This is a genomic window from Leptothrix mechoopdaensis (SeqCode) (genome assembly GCF_053893855.1).
Genome location: NZ_CM132699.1, coordinates 2,169,649 through 2,190,240, shown reverse-complemented (window position 1 = coordinate 2,190,240; position 20,592 = coordinate 2,169,649). Strand labels below are relative to the sequence as shown.

Here is a 20,592-nt window from a genome sequence, read left to right as displayed (position 1 = left end):
TTGTCCCTGGTCACGGTCAAGGTCACCGCTCAGGCGACCTTCTGCAGCGTCACGATGAAGGCGGTCTCGGCCTGCGCACGCGGCATCGGCAGGCCGGCATGGGCCAGCCAGGCGCCGTCGACGACGTGGCCGTCGGGCGTGTTGATGGCATCGAAGAAGGCCGCCGTGTGGTGGCGTTCCTTCGACCGCACGGTGCCCGGCGGCAGCACCTCGCGGACGCGGTAGCGCGCGTTCGCATCGAGCATCGGCAGGCGCAGCGTGGGCGCATAACGCAGGCTGCTGGGCTGCGGGCGATAGGCGATCAGCACGACGTCGTGCGCGGCCTCGTCGCCGTGGGCCTGCCAGACCAGCTCGTCCTCGCCTTCACCGAGCCAGACTCGGCCGTGGTGCAGGCGGTCGCGCAGCTGCTTGTAGATGGCGATCCAGTCGCGCAGCACACGCTTCTCGTCGTCCGACAGGTGGCGCACGTCGAGTTCGACGCCCAGGTGACCGGGCAGCGCGACGGCGGCGCGGAAGGGCATCGTCTGGCTGCGGCCGGTCGTGTGCGACGGGGCGGTGCCGACGTGCGCGCCCATGATCTCGGGCGGGAAGAACTGCAGCAGGCCACGCTGGATCTCGATGCGCGACAGCGCGTCGATGCAGTCGCTGGTCCAGACGCGGTGGGTGTGGCGCAACACGCCGAAGTCGATGCGGCCACCACCGCCCGAGCAGCTCTCGATCTCGACGCCCGGATGCGCCGCCCGCAGCCGCGCCATCAGCGCATAGGCCGCGTGGACCTGGGCGCGATAGCCGGCGCGGCCATCGGCCAGACCGGCCGGCGCGAGGTCGCGGTTGTGGTCCCACTTCAGGTAGGCGATCGGGTGCGCGGCCAGCAGCGCGGAGATCTTGTCGAACAGGTAGTCGGCCGCCTCGGGCCGCGCGATGTCCAGCACCAGCTGGTTGCGCGCGGTCAGCAGCGGCCGGCCGTGGACCTGCAGGGCCCAGTCCGGATGGGCGCGGAACAGGTCGCTGTCGGGGTTGACCATCTCGGGCTCGACCCACAGGCCGAACTCCATGCCCAGGCCGTTGACGTGCGCGATCAGCTCGCCCAGGCCGTTCGGGAACTTGGTCTCGTCGGGCCACCAGTCGCCCAGCGCGGCGCGGTCGTGGTGACGGCCGTGGAACCAGCCGTCGTCCAGCACGAAGCGCTCGATGCCGACCTCGGCCGCAGCGGTCGCAAGCTCCTTGACCGGGCCGGGATGGACGTCGAAATAGAAACCTTCCCACGTGTTGAGGTGGACCGGGCGCGGCTTCATCGCGCCGCCCGGCCAGTTCAGGCGGCGGCGCAGCTCGGCGTGGAAGTTGGCGGCGATGCCGTTCAGGCCGGCGCTCGAACAGGTCGCGATCAGCTCGGGCGTGTGCAGGCTCTGGCCCGGCTGCAGGCGGCCTTCGCCGGGTGCCAGCCACTCGCCCATCTGCCACTGGTAGATGCCGTCGTGCAGCCACTCGATGGTCTGCTGGTGGTTGCCCGACCAGGCCAGGTGCGCGCCGAAACACAGGCCGGCATCGGCCGTCGTGCCGGGCGTCGTCGCGATGGCGCCGGGGAAGCAGTCGTGGCTGGTCCGGCCGCGCCGGCTTTCCTTGCGCCACAGGCTGCGCGTCAGCGGGTCGACCTGCGGCAGGAACTCGTGCACGTGCTGGCCGGCGTACGAGCGCACGCTGTCGCAGTGGCTGGGCAGGCGCAGCGTGGCGGCGGCCAGCCACTGCACGTCCAGCGGCGCATCGCCCAGGTTGTGCAGCACGCTTTGCGCGACCAGCACGTCGCTCGGGTCGTCCAGGCTCAGCGTCAGGTCCAGGCGCAGGCGGGCGACGTCGTCGTGCAGTTTCAGGCGGACGGACGCACCGGCGGCCAGCCACTCGACCTCGCAGCGCGTGAAGGCCTGGGCAAAGTCCTGGCCGTCGCGGTGCGCCAGCAGCGCGCTCTGGCCGAACCAGCCGACGCCGAAGGTCGGCACGACGGTCAGTGGCTGGTCGAAGTCCAGCATGAAGCTGGGCAAGGGCCGGCTGTCGCGCAACGGCATCTCGGGCACGGCGGCGTCGCTCAGGCGCGGGCCCCAGTAGCGCCACAGCGGCGCCTCGTCGGCATGGACTTCGAGCACCAGGCTGCTGGCGCGGCCATGCAGGGCGATGAACTGGGCGGGGGCGGTGGGCAGGGGCACGCGGGTCACGGCAATGGCGGTCATGGGCAGGGGTTTCGAGACGTTCAAGCCGCTTGCGGCAACAGCAGGTCCGTGTCCGCGATCAGCCGGGGCAGGGCGTGGCCTTGCGGGTCGAACAGGTGGATGGCCGCGGCGGGCATCGCCAGCGCGATGCGGTGGCCGGCGACCGCGTGGGCGTGGCCGGGGGCCTTGGCGACCAGCGCGTCGCCACCGGCGGCCAGGCTGTGTTCGCCGTCGCCGGCATCGAGGTACAGGAAGGTCGATTCGCCCAGCCGCTCCTGCCACTGCACCGGCCGCACGATGTGCTGCGTGGCGGTGCCCAGCTCGGTGTGTTCGGGGCGGATGCCCAGCGTCACCGGCGTGCCGGGTTGCAGGCTGCGCGCGTCGACATGGGCTTCGAGCTGCTCGTTCGTGCCGTTGATCTTGACGACCGCCGAGCCCGGCCCGGCGCTGACCAGCGTGGCCTTCAGGAAGTTCATCTTCGGCGAGCCGATGAAGCCCGCGACGAACAGGTTGCGCGGCCGGTGGTACAGCTCCAGCGGCGAACCGCATTGCGCGACCGAGCCTTCACGCGCCACCGCGTCACCGGTGTTGAGCAGCAGGATGCGGTCCGCGAGCGTCATCGCCTCGACCTGGTCGTGCGTGACGTAGACCGTGCTCGCGCGGCCGAAGTCGCGGTGCAGCTTGGCGATCTCGAAGCGCGTCTGCACGCGCAGGGCAGCGTCCAGGTTGGACAGCGGCTCGTCGAACAGGAACACGCCCGGCTCGCGCACGATGGCCCGGCCGATGGCCACGCGCTGGCGCTGGCCGCCCGACAGGGCCTTGGGCTTGCGCTCCAGCAGGTGTTCGAGCTGCAGCACCTTGGCAGCGGCGCGGACCTTCTCGTCGATGACCTTCTTGTCGACCTTCGCCAGCCCCAGGCCGAAGGCCATGTTCTCGTAGACCGACATGTGCGGGAACAGCGCGTAGGTCTGGAACACCATCGCCACGCCGCGGTGCGCGGGCGGCACCTCGTTCATCAGCGTGCCGCCGATGCGCAGGTCGCCGGAGGTGATGTCCTCCAGCCCGGCAATCATGCGCAGCAGCGTCGACTTGCCGCAGCCCGAGGGGCCGACGAAGACGCAGAACTCGCCTTGCGCGATCTGCAGGTCGACCTGGCGGATCACCGGCGGCATGTCGCCGTAGGCCTTGAAGACGTTCTGGAGTTCGATGCTGGCCATGGGTTCTGGGGCTCCGGCGAAGGGGGCGGGACGGGTCAGGGCGCGCCAGCCACAGCGGTCGGCGCGTGAGGCTGGATTGTGTTGCTAATAAAATTAGCGATGCTTGGTGAAAACCCGCATGGCGCAGCCACCGCAAGGCGCTCGGCTTGCGGTCGGTCTTCTCAGGAGATCCGCTTTTCGACGAGGCAGCGGCGGGTGCCGGAACGGTCTGCTAATAAAGTCTGTCGAGGCCCGAGCCCGAGCAGCCCAGAAAATTACGTAACGCGAGTTAGCTCTTGGCCGCTCCGGCGTGGCCGGTGTCGGCCTGCAGATGCCGGTAGACCCGGCCGCGCGAGATGCCCAGGTGGCGGGCGGCCTGCGACACGTTGCCGCCGCATTCGGCCACCGCGCGGACGATGGCCTGGTGCTCGGTCTCGCGCAGGGGCGCGGCCGTGACGGCGGGTGCCGGGCTGGCCGGCGGGGCGCCCGGACCGATCGGCACCGCCACCTGGGCGGCCCGGTGAGCGTCCGGGCTGCGCCATTCGCAGCGCACCCACAGCAGCAGCCCGTTGGGCAGCGCCAGCGGCGTCGGGCCGTCACGGGTGCTGCAGGCCAGCAGGGCTTCCAGGGATACGCCCAGGTGGTCCTCGACCGCGATCGCGGTCGGGCGGGCATGGCCGCCGGGCAGGCCCAGCAGGCGGGCGGCCGCGCCGTTGAGCCAGTCGATGCGGCCGTCGCCGGTGATGCCGGCCAGGCCGGCCATCGGCGTGTCGAGCAGGCCGGGCGCGATCTGCAGGCGCACGACCAGGTGTTCGGTCGACTGCGCGCACAGCAGCCGGTTCTCGATCTCGGCGGCGTAGTGGGCCACCACCGTGGCGGCGTCGAAGCCGAAGGGCACGCCCTCGCTGGACAGGTCCAGCACGCCGGCCAGCCGGCCGCGGATGTCGAGGATCGGCGCGGCCGCGCAGTGCATCAGCTGGGCGTTGCCGAAGTAGTGCTCGGCACCGCTGACGACGCTGGCCTGGGCGGTGCGGGCGGTGAGGCCCGGCGCGGTCGTGCCGACCGCTTCCTCGGACAGGTTGACGCCGACCCGCGTGGTGATCGGCATCAGCCGCTCATGGCTGCGGGCTTGCGTGAAGGTGCTGCGCACGATCACGCCCTGCGCGTCGGTCAGCATGGCCGTGCTGCTGGTGCCGGCGAGCGTCAGCTTCAGCCGTTCCATCTCGTCGGTCGCCGCCGCCAGCAACTGCTGGTTCTGGCGCAGCGTGCTGTGGACGCGGCTGGGCGTCACCGGCTCGAAGACCGCCGGGCGGGTCGGGTCCGGGTTGGCGCGCAGGCAACGCGACCAGGACTGGATCACCGCCTCGCTGACGATGCCCGAGGGCCGCACGCCGTCCTCGAAGAAACGTTGGCGCGCCAGCGCGATGCGCTGTTCCGGCGAGGCGTAGAACGGGTTGGCAGGCAGGTCGGGACCGCGTGTCATGGCTGGGGCTCGGGCGGTGGCGTGGGGTGGGGCGCAGTGTGCGGTGACCGCCCGCGCGGCGGCAAGGTGTCGCGCGACGGAACAGTCGGCCGGCCCGGGTTTGCCCGCAAGTGGCCGGCCGCAACCCCCGACCTATCGTTCCGACCGTCCGGGATCCAGACGGGTCCTGCACATCCGGAACGCATCCCGAACACCACGAAGAGGAGACGCCATGTTGAAGACCCTTGCACGCGGCCTGGCCGTGTGCGGCCTGACGGCAGCGGCCACGCTGGCCGGCGCCCAGGGACTCGCCGACCTGCGCAACGACGCGGCCACGCCCGGCGATGTCACGACCTACGGCATGGGCTGGTCGCTGCAGCGCCATTCGACGCTCGGCCAGATCACGCCGTCCAACGTGAAGAACCTGAGCCCGGTCTGGAACCTCAGCCTGGACAACTCGACCAACGCGTCGAACCAGCCGCTGCTGATCGACGGCACGATGTACGTGGCCTCGCACAGCCACACCGTCGCGATCGATGCGGTGACCGGCCGCCAGAAGTGGAAGGTCGGCATCGACCTGCCGGCCGACATCGCCGGCTACCTGTGCTGCGGCATCCACACCCGTGGCATGGCCGCGCTCGACGGCGTGCTCTACCGCACCACGATCGACGCGCATGTGCTGGCCCTCTCGATGGCCGACGGCAAGGTGCTGTGGAAGCAGAAGGCGGCCGACTACAAGGACGGCTATTCGATGACGCACGCCCCGCTGATCGCCGGCGGGCAGCTGATCACCGGCATCTCGGGCGGCGAGTACGGCACGCGCGGCTTCATCAACGGCTGGGACCTGAAGACCGGCGCCAAGAAGTGGCACCGCTGGACCACCGCCGCGCCCGGCGAGCCCGGTGGCGACACCTGGAAGGGCGAGGCCTACAAGACCGGCGGCGGCCCGACCTGGCTGACCGGCAGCTACGACCCCGAGCTCGACCTCGTCTACTGGGGCGTCGGCAACGGCGGCCCGTGGAATGCGGCCACGCGCGGCGGCGATTCGCTGCACATCAACAGCGTGCTGGCACTGCGGCCGTCGACCGGCGAGATCGTCTGGACCTATCAGTTCTCGCCCGGCGACCCGTATGACTACGACGGCGTCAACGAGCTGGTGCTGGCCGACCTGCCGATCGGTGGCAAGGCCACCAAGGTGCTGATGCAGGCCAACCGCAACGGCTTCTTCTATGTCATCGACCGCAGCAACGGCCGGCTGATCTCGGCCACGCAGTTCGCCCGCACGGTCAACTGGGCCTCGGGCATCGACCTGAAGACCGGCCGTCCGATCGACACGCCGATGACCGCCGAGGTGCGCCGCTCCGAGGAGATGAAGGACTTCGTCGAGGTCTGGCCGAGCGCCTTCGGCGGCAAGAACTGGATGCCGATGAGCTACGACCCGGTGCGCCGGCTGGTCTTCCTGAACACGATCGACGTGGGCATGAAGGTCCGCTACGTCAAGCAGGAACGGCCGGGCGGACCGAACTGGTATCTGGGCCTGGAACTCGGCGGCTTCGTCAGCCCGGCCGACGGCAACCGCGGCGCGCTGGTGGCCTGGGACCCGGTCGCCGCCAAGCCGGTCTGGACCGCGCCGAACAAGTCGCCGTACTGGTCGGGCGTGCTGTCGACCGCCAGCGGCGTGGTGTTCACCGGCGCGCAGAACGGCCAGTTCATGGCCTTCGACGCGAAGTCGGGCGAGAAGCTCTGGTCGTTCCAGACCGGCTCGGGCATCTCCGGCTTGCCGATCGCGTGGGAACGCGGCGGGCGCCAGTACGTGACCGTGCTGAGCGGCTCGGCGCACGTCTACGGCGCGCTGGCCGGCGACCCCGACACGGCCAACGTGCCGGCCGGCGGCTCGGTCTGGACCTTCGCGCTGCCGCAACGATGAGCCTGCGCGTTCCCTTCGTCGCGGCGGTGCTGGCCCTGGCCGCCGCGACGCCCCATGCGCAGGAGCTGACCGACGCCGAGGCCGGCCGGCGTGTCTACGTCAGGTCCTGCCAGCGTTGCCACGGCATCCACCTGGCGACCAACGGCATCGGCTTCGACCTGCGGACCTTCCCGCCGCATGACCGCGCGCGTTTCGACCGCTCGGTCACGCAGGGGCTGCGGGCGATGCCGGCCTGGGGCGGCACGCTCAAGCCCGGCCAGCTCGACCAGCTCTGGGCCTACATCGGCTCGGTCAACGGCTGGCCGGACGAGGTTCGCCGGCCGGAGGCGGCAGCTTCAGCGCCCTGAACCCTCGGCCGGGGTGATGCCGTCCGGGGCATTCCTATCATGTCGGCTTCTCGACATGGAGCCTTGCGCATGACCCTCGCCTGGGACAGCTTCACCCCGTGGGCCTCGTTGATCGGCGGCCTGCTGATCGGCCTGGCCACCGCCCTCTACCTGCTCGGCAACGGCCGCATCGCGGGCATCTCGGGCATCCTCGCCAGCCCCTTGAACACGCTGCTGGATCGTGGGCGATTCGGCCCCGAGGCGACCCGGCTGGCCTTCCTGGCCGGCCTGCTGCTGGCGCCCTGGCTGTGGCAGGCCGTCGCGCCCTTGCCGGCCGCGACGGTCGATGTCGGCAGCGCCGGGCTGATCGTCGCCGGCCTGCTGGTCGGTGTCGGCGTGCGCATGGCCAACGGCTGCACCAGCGGCCACGGCGTCTGCGGCCTGAGCCGCCTGTCGCCGCGTTCGCTGGTCAACGTGCTGGCCTTCATCGGTGCCGGCGGCGTGACGGTCTACGCCGTGCGACACCTGATCGGCTGAACCCGGGAGACCCGCGCATGAATTCGTCTTCTTCTCCCGCATCCCGCCGCAGCCGGCTGGGACTGCCGCTCGCGCTGCTGGCCGGCCTGGTCTTCGGCCTGGGCCTGATCGCCGGCGGCATGACCGACCCGGCCAAGGTCAAGGGCTTCCTGGACTTCGCCGGCCGCTGGGATCCGAGCCTCGCCTTCGTGATGGGCGGTGCCATCGCCGTCGGCCTGGGTGCCTTCGCGCTGGCCGTGCGGCGACGCCGGGCCGGCGAGAAGGCCTGGGCTGGCAATGCCTACGAGATCCCCGGGCTGACCGCGATCGACGCCCGCCTGATCGGCGGCGGCGTGCTGTTCGGCATCGGCTGGGGCCTCGGCGGCTACTGCCCCGGCCCGGCCATCGTCGCGGCCGGCGCGGGCCTGTCGTCGGCCTGGCTCTTCCTGATCGCGATGGTCGCGGGCATGCTGCTGCACGACCGGTTGATCGGTCCGACCTGACCTGATCGCGCGACGGAGGTGTGCCATGTTGATCTTTCACCAGCTCTTCGACGCCACGTCGTCGACCTACACCTACCTGCTGGGTGACCGCGACAGCGGCGAGGCGCTGCTGATCGATCCGGTGTTCGAGCAGCTGCGCCGCGACACGACGCTGCTGCGCGAGCTGGGCCTGCGGCTGGTCGCCACGCTCGAGACCCATGTACACGCCGACCATGTCACCGCCGCCTGGCTGCTGCGCGAACGGCTGGGCAGTCGCATCGGCGTGGCCGCCGTGGCGCAGGCGCAGGGGGTGGACCTGGCGTTGCGACACGGCGACCGCATCGCCTTCGGGCCGCGCTGGCTGGAGGTTCGCGCGACGCCCGGCCACACCGATGGCTGCCTGAGCTTCGTGCTCGACGACCGCAGCCGGGTCTTCACCGGCGATGCGCTGCTGATCCGCGGCTGCGGGCGCACCGACTTCCAGCAAGGCAGCCCGCAGCGGCTCTACCGCTCGGTCCACGAGCAGCTGCTGAGCCTGCCGGAGGACTGCGCCATCTACCCCGGCCACGACTACCGCGGCCTGTCGGTCAGCAGCGTGGCCGAGGAGCGGCGCCACAACCCGCGTCTGGGCGGCGATGCCAGCGAGGGCGACTTCGTCGGCCACATGGTCAACCTCTCGTTGCCGCACCCGAAGCAGATGGCGCTGGCGGTGCCCGCCAACCTGCAGTGCGGCCGACCGGCTGGCGATCACCAGCCGCCGGCCGATCCGGACTGGGCGCCGCTGACCTGGGCCTTCGGCGGCTACTGGGAGATCCGGCCGGAGGTGCTGGAAGACCTCGGCGCGCGGGTCCAGGTGGTCGACGTGCGCGAGCCGGGCGAGTTCGGCGCCCCGGCCGGTGCGCTGGGCCACATCGCCGGCGCGCGCCTGTTGCCGCTGGGTGAACTGCCGGGCCGTGTCGACGAACTCGACCGCGACCGGCCGGTCGTGACCGTGTGCCGCTCGGGTGCCCGTTCCGCCCAGGCCGCCGTGCTGCTGCAGAAGGCCGGCCTGACGCGGGTGGCCAACCTGGCGGGCGGGTTGTTGCGCTGGCGCGGCCTTGGCCATCCGGTCGAGGGCGCGGCCGACTGAAGGCCGGACCGGCCGGCCCGCGACTCAATCCAGCGGGCTGAGGCTGCTGTGCACGGCGCGGCCCTTGCCGGCGCGCTTGGCGGCGTACATCGCGCGGTCGGCGTGGTCGATCAGCACGTTCTCGTCGCCGCCGTCCGGGTCGTCGGCCGACCAGGTGTGCACGCCCACGCTGGCCGAGACCGGCAGATCCGGACAGCACTCGCGCGAGACGGCCTCGACGAGGCCGACGATCTTCTGCGCCATCAGGCCGGCCTGCAGGCGGGCGTGGGTCTCGTCCAGGCCTTCAAGCAGCAGCACGAACTCGTCGCCGCCGATGCGGGCGAGGAAGTCGCTGCCGCGAAGCCGGCCTTTCAGCGCCGCCGTCACGCGCAGCAGCAGCTCGTCGCCCTTGGCGTGGCCGTAGGCGTCGTTGACGGTCTTGAAGCGGTCCAGGTCGAACAGGATCAGCGCCAGCGCCGTCTGTTCGCGCCGGCTGCGCTGGCGGGCTCCCTGCAGGTGCGTGCCCAGCATCCGGCGGTTGGCCAGACCGGTCAGCGGATCGGACGTGGCGGCCTGTCGCAGGTCGTCGGTGGCGCGGTGCAGGCTGGCGATCAGCGGCGCGAACAGCAGCGGCGTGATCACGAGCATCGCGATGTGCGACAGCGTCAGCGGTTGCGCCATCGTCCAGAAGTTCGACAGCGGCATCAGCGCCGCCGAGGCGAGCAGCGAGACCGCCCAGGTCAGCCACAGCGTGCGCACGCCGTAGCGGATGCCGCAGCGCACGATCTGGACCATCAGGAACATGTTCAGCGGCGCGAGCATCGTCGGCGCGGCCATCAGCGCCAGCACCGTCACCAGCGGGTCGACGACCAGGAAGGCGTACTGCGCACCGACCGCCGCATCGGGCCGGCGCCGGATCACGCGCCAGTAGGCCAGCGACAGCAGCACGTAGACGAGCGCTGCCCACGGCATCAACGGGACGATCGGCGCCAGCCGGTCGGTGCCCGGTTCCTGCCAGAAGGTGACCAGCCCGACCGCGACGGTGATGACGATGCGCTGGATGACGCGGTCGATCTCGTGACGGCCGCGGCCGTCCACGCGGTGGGCGCCGAAGTGGCGGTAGAAGGCGTCGAGGGCGTCGAGGGCGTCGCGGGCGACAGGAAAGGCGCGGCTCATGACGGGGCTTTGGGTCTCGATCGGTGTGCGCCTGCCGCCGTTCAGTCGAACAGCGGCGCGGTGTGCGTGTCGGAGACGCCCATGTCCACGTCCGCGACCACGACGCGGTTGCGACCCTCCGACTTGGCGCGGTAGAGCGCCTGATCGGCCCGCAGCAGCAGGCTGTCGAGGTCGTCGTCGGGCAGGCAGACGGCCACGCCGATGCTGACCGTCAGCCGCCGGCCGTGTGGCATCGGGCAGGCGGCCACGCCCGCGCGGACCCGTTCGGCGGTTTCTCGGGCGGCATCCTTCGGCGTGCCGGGGGTGCAGATCAGGAACTCCTCGCCGCCCCAGCGGGCCAGCGTGTCGGTGCTGCGCAACTGGGTCCGCATCTGCATGCCCAGGCGGATCAGGACCGCGTCGCCGGTGGCGTGGCCGTGCTGGTCGTTGACGTCCTTGAAGTGGTCGACGTCGACCAGCGCGATCGCCAGCGGCTGGTCGGCGAGCCGGTTCGAGTCGAGCGACTGCATCAGCGTGTCGAGCATGGCGCGGCGGTTCGGCAGGCCGGTCAGCACGTCGGTGGCCGCCAGCCTGCGCATGCGTTCGGCGTTGGCGCGGGCGTCGGCGTGGCTGTCGCGCAGCTTGACGACCGCCCACAGCAGCAGCACGTACATGCCGTGCGACAGCGCGATCACCACCAGCAGCGGACCGGACTCCCAGGTCCAGGTCGGCAGCTGGTCCTGGCTCCACCACAGCAGCATCGGCCCGAAGATCGCCGAGGCGGTGATGCTGCAGACCACCAGCGCGGTGCGCAGGCCGAGGAACACGAAGGCGCAGCCGTAGGCCAGCGGCACCCAGTAGAGCGTCGTGATCGTCTGGTACCACTGCTCCGGCCCGGGGCTCTTCAGCAGCGTCAGGTGCAGCGCGGCGATCAGGTAGAGGTTGAAGGCGGTCACCGGGACCGGCCGCAGGCGGGCGTCGAGTTCGGGCCGGCGCACCATCACCAGCGCCGTGCCGCCGACGATGACGGCAAGCAGCGGCTCCATCCAGAGGTCCCACGACGTGATCACGCCCAGGTAGATCTCCATCAGCCAGACCAGCACGATCAGGGTCGAGCCGACGCCCAGCAACAGGTGCAGCACCTGCGAGACCTTGTCCGGCTCGGGCGCACCCGCGCGCCGGAGCGGGTGGGGCTCCTGGCGGGGTGGCGGGTTCGGGTCGGCGGGGTTCATCGGGTCGAGCTTCGTCGAAGTTGTCGGCGTGGCGGGCGGCGACTTGAGACCATACCCCCCCCTGAATCGAGGGTCAGGCGGTCTGACGCTCCAGCAGGTTCATGAAATCGTGCAAAGGCACCGGCCGGCTGAACAGGAAGCCCTGCCACGCCCGACAGCCCATGGCGACCAGCCGGACCCGCTGCGCTTCGTGTTCGACCCCCTCGGCCAGCACGCCGATGCCGAGCGTGTCGGCCAGCTTCACGATGGTGCTGGCGATCGCCGCGTCGTCCTCGTAGGTCAGCAGGTGGTCGACGAAGGTGCGGTCGATCTTGAGCTGGTCCAGCGGCAGCCGCTTCAGGTAGGCCAGCGACGAGTAGCCGGTGCCGAAGTCGTCGAGCGAGAAGCGCACGCCCACCGAACGCAGCGCCACCATCTTCGGCACGATGTCGTCGAAGTCGTCGACCAGCACGCTCTCGGTCAGCTCGATCTTCAGGCGCTGCGGGTTGGCGCCGGAGCGGGCCAGCTCGTCGAGCACGCCCTGGGCGAAGTCGGGCCGGCGGAACTGGATCGCGCTGACGTTGACCGACAGGTCCAGGCCGGCCGTCGCCGGGTCGCCGCCCCAGCGCGCCAGCTGCGTGCAGGCCCGGCGCAGCACCCAGGCCCCCAGCACCAGGATCAGGCCGGACTGTTCGGCCAGCGGGATGAAGGTGGCCGGCGAGACCGCGCCGCGCTGCGGGTGCTGCCAGCGCAGCAACACCTCCGCGCCGGTGATCTGGCCGTCGTCGAGCACCTGCGGCTGGTAGTGCAGCGACAGCTCGCCGCGGTCGATCGCCAGGCGCAGGTCGTCCTCCAGCGCGGTGCGCTCGATCAGCTGCGCCTGCATCGTGGCGTCGAAGAAGCACAGCGTGTTGCGGCCGGCAGCCTTGGCCTGGTACATCGCCAGGTCGGCCTTGCGCAGCAGGCCGTCGACCGTGTCGGTGCCGGGCCCGAACGGCGCGACGCCGATGCTGGGCGTGACGGTGCGCGAGACCTCGCCGAGCGGGTAGGGCCGGGCCAGCGCCTGCATCATCCGGGCGCCGACGGCGTCGGCCATCGCGATGGCCTCGGCGGCGCTGGCGGCGGTCGGCTCCAGCACGACCGCGAACTCGTCGCCGCCGAAGCGGGCCACGATGTCCTGCGTCTTCAGGCAGTTGCCCAGCCGTCCGGCGACCTGGCCCAGCAGGTGATCGCCGACCTCGTGGCCGAGGGTGTCGTTGAGCGTCTTGAAGTCGTCCAGGTCGATGAACAGCAGCGCGCCGTGGCGCTGCGCGTGTGCGGCGATGTCCAGCGCCTCCTGCAGCCGGGCCAGCAGCAGGCGCCGGTTCGGCAGGCTGGTCAGCGTGTCGAAGTAGGCCAGCTGGTGGATCTCGCGTTCGGCCGCCTTGTGCGCCGAGATGTCCTCGATCACCCAGATGCAACCCGCCTCGGCCGCCTGGCCGTCGAGCCGGCCGACCCGCAGCCGGGCCCAGAAAAGCGTGCCGTCCGAGCGCCGCAGCTCCAGTTCCGTCTCGTGCTGCCGGGTCGGTCCGGCGACGTCGGCCAGCGCGCGGGCACGGGCCTCGCGGCCGCCCGCGTCGTCCGGGAACAACTGCTCGCCGGGCAGGCCGTCGAGCATGCCGCGTGGCCGCCCGTAGACCCGCTCGGCATGCTGGTTGGCCAGCCGGACGACACCGTCCTGCTCGAACACGATGCCGACGTCGACGTTGTCCAGGATCGCGCGCTGCTGCGCGAACGAGGCCCGCAGGTCGCCGCGCATGCGTTCCATCTGGCGCGCCAGCTGGCCGATCTCGTCCTGGCGCCGCCACGGCAAGGCACGCTCGAGGTCGCCGCCGGCGAGCTGGTCCGAGAAGCGCCTCAGCGCCGACAGCGGCTTGAGCACGCGGCCCCGGAAGGTCCACAGCAGCAGCAGCAGCGACAGGACCAGCTGCACCAGCAGCACGAGACCGAGCGAGCGCAGTTCCTGGTCGACCTGCTGACGTGCGCCGGCCGTGTCCACGGTCAGCTCGACCCAGCCGGCCAGTTCGCCGGGCTGGTGGGCCTTGGTGACGAAGCGCAGCTCGCGCCGGTCGGTCTGCAGCGTGCGCACCCGGTCATCGGGCCGGCGTTCGAGCATCAGCAGCGGCAGCGACTGGGCATCGCGGATGTGGATGCGGATGACGCGCTCGTCGAGCATCGCCGCCGAGGCGATCCGGTCCAGCCCGTTGCGGTCGAAGTTCCAGGCCGGCACCGCCAGCGCCGAGGCCAGCAGCGCGGCCCGCTCGTCGAGCTGACCGGCGGCGTCGGCCGTGACCTGCTGCAGCCGCAGCCGCGACAGCATCGCGCCGCCGATCAGCGCCGGCAGCAGCAGCCCGACCAGGATGCCCGCCACGATGCCGACCGTCAGGCCACGCCGGGCCAGCCGGGCGCGCAGCCGCTGGAATCGGGCCAGACCGGACCGGCGGCTCAGCATGACAGGCACATCAGCTTGCGCACCGCCGGATCGGCCATGTTCTGGCGCGTCACCAGATGGGTGTCGATCAACAGCGGGGCGATGGGCTGAAGGTTGGACGGGTGTTCCCCCGCGATCAGCCGCAGCGCCAGCTGGGCGCCGAGTTGGCCCATCCGGCGCGGGTCCTGGATGACGAGCGCGGCGATCTCGCCCGAGCCGAGCGCCTCCAGCAGGAAGGGCGTGGTGTCGAAGCCGATGAAGACCGGCCGACCCTGCCGGACGACGCTGCGCAAGGCCCGCAGCATGCCGTCGGTCGACGATTCGTTGACCGTGAAGATGCCGTCGACGGCGGGATGGGCCTGCAGCATCTCGCCGGCCCGGGCCCGCAGGTCGCCGGGCGAGCCGCCGCCGAACGCGTCGGCGACGATGCGGATGCCGGGGGCGATGACGCGCAGCTCGTCGACGAAGCCCCGGCCGCGATCGAAGGTCGAGGCACTGCCGGGCAGCGTGCGCAGCACCATGACGTCGCCCTTGCCCGACAGGCGGCGGGCCATCTCGCGGGCCGCCTGCCGGCCGGCGGCCAGGTTGTCGGTCGTGACCTGGGCCAGGTGGGCATCGCCGTCGAGGGCCGAATCGACCACGATCACCGGAATGCCGGCCGCGACGGCCGCCTTCACGGGATCCCGCAGGAGCGTGCGATCGGCGGCGGCCAGCACGATGACGTCGACGCCGGGACGGGTGTAGCTGCGCAGGATGCGGATCTGCGCTTCGGCGTCACCGCTGTAGGCCGGGCCGCGCCAGGTCAGCAGGAGCTTGGCACCGGCCTTCTCGGCCTCGCTCACCGCCTGCTCGACGCCGCTGCGCACGAGGTCCCAGAACAGCTGGTCGCTGGACTTGGGGATCACCACCAGATGGCGCGGGCGGCCGGCCATGTCGGCCACGGCCGCGACGGCCCCTGCCGGCAGCAAGGCCAGCATCGCCAGTGCACCGCAGGCCCGGCGTCGTGGCAGGTCTTGCGTCATTCATCCATCCCTGTCCCGGTCGTGCGCGACCGGATTCCGCTGGATTCTCCGCTACCCAAGCGAGCTTGTGCGGCGCGTCATAGGCCCTCGGAGCGGCCCTCGGAGCGGCCCCAGGCCGGCGGCCACAAACGCAGATGTTTGTAGACCTTCAACAGGTTGTTGCGTGTCTCCGGCGGAAGAGGTCTTGGGAGACTGACTTTCCCCTGACCGAAGAACCAAACCGAGGAGACATCCCATGACATCAGGATCCAACCGTTCCGTCCCCCCCGCCCGTCAACGCGCCCGCAGCGCCCTGGGCGTGTCGGTCGTGGCCGTGCTCGCACTGGCCGGCCCCACCGGCGTGCAGGCCCAGACCAGCGGCGTCACCGTCGGCGGCATCGCCGATGCCGGCCTGCGCTGGGTCGACAACGAGGGGCGCGGCTCCCAGTCGTCGATGGCCAACGGCGGCAACGCCACCAGCCGCCTCATCGTGCGCGGCACCGAGGAACTGGGCGAGGGCCTGGGCGCAGCCTTCCACCTCGAACACGGCCTGACGCTGGGCAACGGCACCGCCGTCTCGGCGACCCAGTTCTGGGATCGCCGCGCGACCGTCAGCCTGGTCAGCAAGTCGGCCGGCGAAGTGCGGCTGGGGCGTGACCAGGTGCTGTCCTACGTCAACTGGAGCCGCTACGACCCGTTCGGCTACGTCGGCGTCGGCGGCGCCAACACGCTGATCTCGGCGACACCGACCGGTCCGATCAAGTCGGCCTTCGGCGCCGCCGCGAACACCACGGTGCGCGCCAACGGCACGATCCAGTGGTTGCTGCCGGCGCTTGTGCCGGGCCTCGAAGGCGGCCTGATGTGGGCCAGCCGCGAGAACAACACCGCGGCCAACGGCTTCAACGACGTGCGCGGCCTGCGGCTGGGCTACGGCCAGGGCATCTGGAGCGTCTCGGCAGCGCTCCAGCAGACCGGCAACGACCTGACCGCCACCGGCAAGTTCAAGGACCGGGCGCTCGGCGGTCTGGTCGACCTGGGCGTGGTGCGGTTGTCGGGCGTGGTGCGGCAGTTCTCGCAGGCGAACGCGAGCGAACGTCACCTGCTCGCCGGTGCCTGGGTGCCGGTCGGCGACGGCGAGGTCAAGGCCTCGGTCCACCGCGTCTCCTTCTCCGGCCGGGTCGGCGCGACCGCGCTGGACGCCAACGGCGCGACCCAGCTGAGCCTGGGCTACGTCCACAACCTGTCCAAGCGCGCGGTGCTCTACAGCACCGTCTCGCGCATCGGCAACCGTGGCGCAGCCACCTATGCGGTGCCCGGCGGTCGCAGCGGTCTGGCGGCCGGTGGCGACTCGAAGGGCATCGAGGGCGGCATGCGCGTGACCTTCTGAAGCGGCGAGCCTGCGCGCTCGCAGCCTGAATGGCGGGGCACCGGGCGCGCAAGCGCCGCAGAGTTTGTGGCGATGCCCTTCCGGCATCAGGTCAACATGATTCAGACAGGAGTTGATGCCCATGGCGTCAGGTTTCTTGGGCGCCATCAAGGGCGTGCTTTTCGAGTCCGAGGGCGAACCGCCCGCAACCGTTGCGGATGTGAACCAGCCCGTTGTCGCGGTGAATGCGCCACCTGTACTGGTGAACGACATCGGCGGGACCGAAGAGATGGAAGGCACGGTTCGGCGCCTGTCGGAACTGGCAACGGCGAAACCAACGGCCTATACCCGCTTGCAGCAGGCCGCCAGTCGGCTTGAGAGTTTCATCCCGGATGAAGCCGCCCGATACAAGGGCGCGATCTCGGTCGGCGGCGATTTCGATGCGGCGGCGGTCATCCAGGCGATTGATCACGACCATCTGGGTGCGCTTGATCAGCAGATTTCTGCATTCACTGCTCAAACCGCAGATCAAATGAAGCAGGAGGTTGATCGCCGGATGCAGGCAATCGAATCGACAAGGTCGCAGGTGCAGGCCCGGGCCGTCGAAGCGGAGCGATTGCGGCAGGCTCTTGCCACCAGCCTTTCAGAGATGGCCCGGCTTGACGCTTCGGACAATCAGATGATTGCTGAAACGCTGGCTGAAGCGGATGCCAAGCGCCACGAGATCGAACGTGTTGAACGCCGATTCCATCTGGCGGCCGAGAAGGTTCGGGGCAATCTGCAGCAGATGCGCGAGAAGCTGATTCGATACTTGGCGGCCTGATCCGGGGACGGACGATGAACGATCTTTTCAATGCGAACAACGGGGGCCTGAAGCCCAAGTCATTCTGGGAGCGGCCTGAAGGGGTTACCGGACAGATCCTGGGTGTGCTGATGATGGCGGGTGCAGCCTATGTCATCTATCAGGCGCTGCCCTTCATCATCGGCTTGCTCAGGAACACGATCTACGCGACTTTGCTGGGTGTCGTGGCAGTCGTCTTGCTCTTCATCGTCAGCGACCGGCGGTTCTGGCGGCTCGGCAAATACTTGTACATGAGTGCGATGCGCGCCATCACGCAAGTGTTTGTCGAGATCGATCCGATTGGCATCCTGAAAAACCATGTGGGTGATCTGGAGTTTCGACTTGCGGATATGGGCCGACGCATCACGAAACTGGCCGGGATGATCCGTGAGTGCGAACAGGAGATCCAGCAGAACAAGCGAGCGGGCGACCAGCATCTCAAGATGATGAGCGCCGCCAGCAAGCAGGGCGGCAAGCTGGAAATGGCGTTGGCGTCACGCGAGGTGGGTCGAATCAGGGAGGTCAATCTGACCTACGAGGACCTGCTGGAGAAGCTGAGACTGCTGCACCGTGTCCTCACCAAGTATCAGGAGGTGGCCCAGTTTCTCATCGCGGACATGCGCAGCGAAATCAAGCTCAAGGAGCGCAAGCGCGACATGATGAAGCAGGCCCATTCAGCGATCGCTTCTGCCAGAACCATCCTCAAGGGTGACCCGGACGCGCGCGAGATGTTTGATCTTGCCAATGAACACCTGGCCGCTGACTACGCCATGAAGATCGGCGAGATCGACGACTTTGCCCGTGTGTCGGATGGCTTCATGCGCTCGGTCGATTTGCAGAACGGCATTTATGAGGCTGAAGCGATGGAACTGCTGACCCAATGGGAACAAGGAGCGGAGGCCATCGTTCTGGGGGGCGCGAGGGAGATCCCGGCCAAACCGTCCCTCGCGAACAACCCGGCATCGGCTGATGCCGTCAAGTCCATCGACTGGTTCAAGACCTGATCACACCATTCCGCCACTTTTCATCATGAAGCTCAAACCCGTTCCGCGACTCATCCTGATCATTGCCGTCGTCTGTGCAGGCGTCTATGGCGCCATGCGGCTGACTGCCGATCCGGGTCACGAGACTGCCTCAAGCCATTCATCGTCGCCAGGGCAGACGCAAGCCAACGCGACGCCGGCGACATCGGCCCCATCGGCGCAGATCGGGCAGGTGGGCGCGACGCTCAAGTCCATGCTGGCGCAAGGGGTCGTGCGAGTTGGCGTGCAGTCTCCTTCGGAGCCTTTCTTTGCCGTGACGAATGGTCAGGGCAAGGGATTCAATGTCGACTTCATGAAACTGCTGTTCGCGCAATCGGAGTTCCAGTCAACCCGGGGTGCCATCGACATCAACACCGAATTCCGGGTGGATACCTATGAGGAAGTCCCTCAAACCCTCCTCAAGCGGGATCAGCGCGGCCACCCCGTGGTCGACATGGCGATCGACGGCCTGACCTTTTCGGACGGTGATCTGCCGGGCGTCACTTACACGATTCCGTACGTGGATGACTTCGGCTACGCGCTCATCGGCTTGGCGAGTGGATCGATACGAAGCTTGCAGGACGTCAGCAAGGCCAGCATCGGCATCCTGAAGGGCGATCCTGATGTACGAAACTACATGCAGAGCCAGTTTCCGGGTGCGCGCCTGGTCGAGATCAGCGATGCCTCGACGTCGGGTTCCGGCGCGCGCGACTGGATCAACAAGGCAATCACCCGTGGTTCGGTCGATGCGGTCGTCTATGACTACCCATTCGCCGTCGCCGAGCTGCGCGGTACTGAACTGCAATTCCTGTCGGCGAAACTGCCGAACTCCAGGTTGCAGTACAAGATCGGTGTGCGCAAGGAAGATGGCGACCTTCTGGATCGGCTCAACACGGCGATTCGAAAGGTCAGGGCCAGTGAAGCCTATGGCGACCTGATCCGCCTTCACTTCGGCAGCAACAAGATTGCCAAGGCAAAAGGTGCGGCGAACGGCGAGGGCTCCCATGTGGTCAAGACCGGCGATACCCTTTCCCGGATCGCCGGCGCCCAGCTGGGCGACGTCATGCGTTATCCGGAAATCGAGGCTCGCAACAATTTGCCCAACCCGAACATGATTCGTGTCGGACAAGTCCTGGTGATTCCCCGTCCTTGAGTCACGGCGGCCCTTGAGCCGGCGCGGCAGTCCATCCCCGGCCGTCCGTCAGGGTTGCGCACAGCGGGCCACACCATTGCGCCCCAGCGTGCTCGACGGCAGCTCGCCAAACTGCTGGCGGTAGTCGGCCGCGAAGGCGCCGAGGTGCCAGAAGCCCCAGCGAGCGGCCAGGTCGGCAACGGTCGGGGGCGTCTGCCCCGTCTCGGCGGCGAACTGGGCGTGCTGGCGCAGCAGGCGCCGCACGCCGTTCAGGCGGGCCACCTTCAGGTAGCGCGCCGGGGTGGTGTCCAGCACGTCGCGGAAGGCCAGGTCGAGCTGGCGCGGGCTGGCTTCGACATGCTGGCAGACCTGCAGCAGCGACAGCGCCTGGTCGGGCACGCCCAGCACCCGCTCGCAGGCCCGGTCGACCAGCCGGCGGCGGGCCTGCAGCGTGCGCAGGTCGGCGATCTCGACCCGTTCGGGGATGGCCTCCAGCCATTCCAGCAGCACCGCGTCGCGCAGCAGGCGCGCGGCCTTCGGGTCGTGCAGCAAGGCCGGATCGGCGACGACCCGCTGCAGCGCGGCCAGGTGGACCGTGCGCACATGGTCGGCCATGCCGGGTCGCGCCGGCACGGCCAGCTTGTGGTCCAGGAACGGTGACCAGGGCTTCTGGTAGAGGTCCTGCCAGATCCGGCCCAGCAGCGTCGCGTCGATCAGCATGGCGATCAGCTGGTGGGTGTCGGTGGTGACCAGGTCCAGCTCGTCGCCGCGTCCGATCATCAGCGTGTCGTCGGCCAGCCGCTGGCCGTGGAACAGCCCGGCGCCGCCCGATGCCGTCGACAGCCCCAGCGCGATGCCGATGTGCTGCGCATCGAGCCGGCCGCGCTGGCGCACCGCGTGGCTGCTGCACTCCAGCACCAGCTGGATGCCGTCCAGCCCGACCTGCCGGACCGATCCGGCGTAGCGCCCGCCGCTGAGCTGGGCGTAGTCCAGCCGCCAGTCAACCTGCGCGCCGGCCAGTTCGTCGACGTCGCGGGCGTGGAACTCGCGCAGCCAGCCGGTGCCGGCCGTTTCGGCGGCAGGCGAATCTGCAGGCAACGCGGCAGACAACGCGGCAGACAAGGACTCGGGCGGGGGCGTGGACATCGCGCGCCGATCATGCCCGCAGGCCCTGCC

The 20,592-nt window shown here is 69.8% G+C and carries 17 protein-coding genes; 9 read left to right on the top strand and 8 right to left on the bottom strand.

The annotated features are described in order from the left end of the window. Nucleotides 1–29: 29 nt before the first annotated feature. From ACWA7K_RS09645 to ACWA7K_RS09635, 3 genes are all read right to left on the bottom strand, one after another. On the bottom strand, nucleotides 30–2,222 hold the full coding sequence (locus ACWA7K_RS09645; protein ID WP_456167968.1) for an alpha-galactosidase: 2,193 nt from the start codon (nucleotides 2,220–2,222) through the stop codon (nucleotides 30–32). A 20-nt stretch (nucleotides 2,223–2,242) separates the two neighbouring features. Further along, nucleotides 2,243–3,418 carry an ABC transporter ATP-binding protein gene (locus ACWA7K_RS09640; RefSeq protein ID WP_456167966.1) on the bottom strand — a complete coding sequence of 392 codons (1,176 nt, stop codon included), beginning with the start codon at nucleotides 3,416–3,418 and terminating at the stop codon, nucleotides 2,243–2,245. A gap of 268 nt (nucleotides 3,419–3,686) precedes the next feature. After that, nucleotides 3,687–4,880: a helix-turn-helix domain-containing protein gene (locus ACWA7K_RS09635; protein WP_456167964.1), complete on the bottom strand. Its 1,194-nt coding sequence runs from the start codon at nucleotides 4,878–4,880 to the stop codon at nucleotides 3,687–3,689. A 211-nt stretch (nucleotides 4,881–5,091) separates the two neighbouring features. Between ACWA7K_RS09635 and ACWA7K_RS09630 the strand changes: the two genes are divergently transcribed. The 5 genes from ACWA7K_RS09630 (at nucleotide 5,092) to ACWA7K_RS09610 (ending at nucleotide 9,239) form a co-directional block, all read left to right on the top strand. Then, the gene (locus tag ACWA7K_RS09630; RefSeq protein WP_456167963.1) at nucleotides 5,092–6,786 is read left to right on the top strand and encodes a PQQ-dependent dehydrogenase, methanol/ethanol family; all 1,695 of its coding nucleotides are present in this window, start codon (nucleotides 5,092–5,094) and stop codon (nucleotides 6,784–6,786) included. Next, on the top strand, nucleotides 6,783–7,133 hold the full coding sequence (locus ACWA7K_RS09625; RefSeq protein ID WP_456167961.1) for a c-type cytochrome: 351 nt from the start codon (nucleotides 6,783–6,785) through the stop codon (nucleotides 7,131–7,133). The genes ACWA7K_RS09630 and ACWA7K_RS09625 overlap by 4 nt, the downstream gene beginning before the upstream one ends. Nucleotides 7,134–7,202: 69 nt before the next feature. After that, the gene (locus ACWA7K_RS09620) at nucleotides 7,203–7,649 is read left to right on the top strand and encodes a YeeE/YedE family protein (protein ID WP_456167959.1); all 447 of its coding nucleotides are present in this window, start codon (nucleotides 7,203–7,205) and stop codon (nucleotides 7,647–7,649) included. A 17-nt stretch (nucleotides 7,650–7,666) separates the two neighbouring features. Then, nucleotides 7,667–8,131 carry a DUF6691 family protein gene (locus ACWA7K_RS09615; protein ID WP_456167957.1) on the top strand — a complete coding sequence of 155 codons (465 nt, stop codon included), beginning with the start codon at nucleotides 7,667–7,669 and terminating at the stop codon, nucleotides 8,129–8,131. Nucleotides 8,132–8,159: 28 nt separating this feature from the next. Beyond that, nucleotides 8,160–9,239: an MBL fold metallo-hydrolase gene (locus ACWA7K_RS09610; protein ID WP_456168754.1), complete on the top strand. Its 1,080-nt coding sequence runs from the start codon at nucleotides 8,160–8,162 to the stop codon at nucleotides 9,237–9,239. 24 nt (nucleotides 9,240–9,263) lie between these two features. Here ACWA7K_RS09610 and ACWA7K_RS09605 read toward each other — a convergent pair whose 3' ends face one another. From ACWA7K_RS09605 to ACWA7K_RS09590, 4 genes are all read right to left on the bottom strand, one after another. Continuing rightward, on the bottom strand, nucleotides 9,264–10,394 hold the full coding sequence (locus ACWA7K_RS09605; protein ID WP_456167955.1) for a diguanylate cyclase domain-containing protein: 1,131 nt from the start codon (nucleotides 10,392–10,394) through the stop codon (nucleotides 9,264–9,266). 41 nt (nucleotides 10,395–10,435) lie between these two features. Further along, the gene (locus tag ACWA7K_RS09600) at nucleotides 10,436–11,605 is read right to left on the bottom strand and encodes a GGDEF domain-containing protein (protein WP_456167953.1); all 1,170 of its coding nucleotides are present in this window, start codon (nucleotides 11,603–11,605) and stop codon (nucleotides 10,436–10,438) included. 73 nt (nucleotides 11,606–11,678) lie between these two features. Beyond that, nucleotides 11,679–14,075 carry a putative bifunctional diguanylate cyclase/phosphodiesterase gene (locus ACWA7K_RS09595; RefSeq protein WP_456167950.1) on the bottom strand — a complete coding sequence of 799 codons (2,397 nt, stop codon included), beginning with the start codon at nucleotides 14,073–14,075 and terminating at the stop codon, nucleotides 11,679–11,681. Then, nucleotides 14,069–15,076, bottom strand: a complete 1,008-nt coding sequence (locus tag ACWA7K_RS09590) for a substrate-binding domain-containing protein (protein WP_456167948.1) — start codon at nucleotides 15,074–15,076, stop codon at nucleotides 14,069–14,071. The genes ACWA7K_RS09595 and ACWA7K_RS09590 overlap by 7 nt, the downstream gene beginning before the upstream one ends. Nucleotides 15,077–15,311: 235 nt before the next feature. On the opposite strand from ACWA7K_RS09590, the gene ACWA7K_RS09585 reads away from it, so the two are divergent. The 4 genes from ACWA7K_RS09585 (at nucleotide 15,312) to ACWA7K_RS09570 (ending at nucleotide 19,437) form a co-directional block, all read left to right on the top strand. Further along, nucleotides 15,312–16,442, top strand: a complete 1,131-nt coding sequence (locus ACWA7K_RS09585; protein ID WP_456210432.1) for a porin — start codon at nucleotides 15,312–15,314, stop codon at nucleotides 16,440–16,442. A 121-nt stretch (nucleotides 16,443–16,563) separates the two neighbouring features. Continuing rightward, nucleotides 16,564–17,244 (top strand): hypothetical protein, encoded by a 681-nt coding sequence (locus ACWA7K_RS09580; protein WP_456167944.1) that lies wholly within the window; start codon nucleotides 16,564–16,566, stop codon nucleotides 17,242–17,244. Nucleotides 17,245–17,258: 14 nt separating this feature from the next. After that, nucleotides 17,259–18,266, top strand: a complete 1,008-nt coding sequence (locus tag ACWA7K_RS09575; protein WP_456167942.1) for a hypothetical protein — start codon at nucleotides 17,259–17,261, stop codon at nucleotides 18,264–18,266. 25 nt (nucleotides 18,267–18,291) lie between these two features. Then, entirely contained in the window at nucleotides 18,292–19,437 is a 1,146-nt protein-coding gene (locus ACWA7K_RS09570; protein ID WP_456167940.1) for a transporter substrate-binding and LysM peptidoglycan-binding domain-containing protein, read from the top strand. A 48-nt stretch (nucleotides 19,438–19,485) separates the two neighbouring features. On the opposite strand, the gene ACWA7K_RS09565 is transcribed toward ACWA7K_RS09570, so the two are convergent. Next, the gene (locus tag ACWA7K_RS09565; protein WP_456167938.1) at nucleotides 19,486–20,562 is read right to left on the bottom strand and encodes a helix-turn-helix domain-containing protein; all 1,077 of its coding nucleotides are present in this window, start codon (nucleotides 20,560–20,562) and stop codon (nucleotides 19,486–19,488) included. Nucleotides 20,563–20,592 lie beyond the last annotated feature (30 nt).

What these genes read in the sequence shown, in the direction of transcription:
- ACWA7K_RS09645 (WP_456167968.1), bottom strand. Translation starts at nt 2,222, where the DNA reads ATGACCGCCATTGCCGTGACCCGCGTGCCCCTGCCCACCGCCCCCGCC.
- ACWA7K_RS09640 (WP_456167966.1), bottom strand. Translation starts at nt 3,418, where the DNA reads ATGGCCAGCATCGAACTCCAGAACGTCTTCAAGGCCTACGGCGACATG.
- ACWA7K_RS09635 (WP_456167964.1), bottom strand. Translation starts at nt 4,880, where the DNA reads ATGACACGCGGTCCCGACCTGCCTGCCAACCCGTTCTACGCCTCGCCG.
- ACWA7K_RS09630 (WP_456167963.1), top strand. Translation starts at nt 5,092, where the DNA reads ATGTTGAAGACCCTTGCACGCGGCCTGGCCGTGTGCGGCCTGACGGCA.
- ACWA7K_RS09625 (WP_456167961.1), top strand. Translation starts at nt 6,783, where the DNA reads ATGAGCCTGCGCGTTCCCTTCGTCGCGGCGGTGCTGGCCCTGGCCGCC.
- ACWA7K_RS09620 (WP_456167959.1), top strand. Translation starts at nt 7,203, where the DNA reads ATGACCCTCGCCTGGGACAGCTTCACCCCGTGGGCCTCGTTGATCGGC.
- ACWA7K_RS09615 (WP_456167957.1), top strand. Translation starts at nt 7,667, where the DNA reads ATGAATTCGTCTTCTTCTCCCGCATCCCGCCGCAGCCGGCTGGGACTG.
- ACWA7K_RS09605 (WP_456167955.1), bottom strand. Translation starts at nt 10,394, where the DNA reads ATGAGCCGCGCCTTTCCTGTCGCCCGCGACGCCCTCGACGCCCTCGAC.
- ACWA7K_RS09600 (WP_456167953.1), bottom strand. Translation starts at nt 11,605, where the DNA reads ATGAACCCCGCCGACCCGAACCCGCCACCCCGCCAGGAGCCCCACCCG.
- ACWA7K_RS09595 (WP_456167950.1), bottom strand. Translation starts at nt 14,075, where the DNA reads ATGCTGAGCCGCCGGTCCGGTCTGGCCCGATTCCAGCGGCTGCGCGCC.
- ACWA7K_RS09590 (WP_456167948.1), bottom strand. Translation starts at nt 15,076, where the DNA reads ATGACGCAAGACCTGCCACGACGCCGGGCCTGCGGTGCACTGGCGATG.
- ACWA7K_RS09585 (WP_456210432.1), top strand. Translation starts at nt 15,312, where the DNA reads ATGACATCAGGATCCAACCGTTCCGTCCCCCCCGCCCGTCAACGCGCC.
- ACWA7K_RS09580 (WP_456167944.1), top strand. Translation starts at nt 16,564, where the DNA reads ATGGCGTCAGGTTTCTTGGGCGCCATCAAGGGCGTGCTTTTCGAGTCC.
- ACWA7K_RS09575 (WP_456167942.1), top strand. Translation starts at nt 17,259, where the DNA reads ATGAACGATCTTTTCAATGCGAACAACGGGGGCCTGAAGCCCAAGTCA.
- ACWA7K_RS09570 (WP_456167940.1), top strand. Translation starts at nt 18,292, where the DNA reads ATGAAGCTCAAACCCGTTCCGCGACTCATCCTGATCATTGCCGTCGTC.
- ACWA7K_RS09565 (WP_456167938.1), bottom strand. Translation starts at nt 20,562, where the DNA reads ATGTCCACGCCCCCGCCCGAGTCCTTGTCTGCCGCGTTGTCTGCCGCG.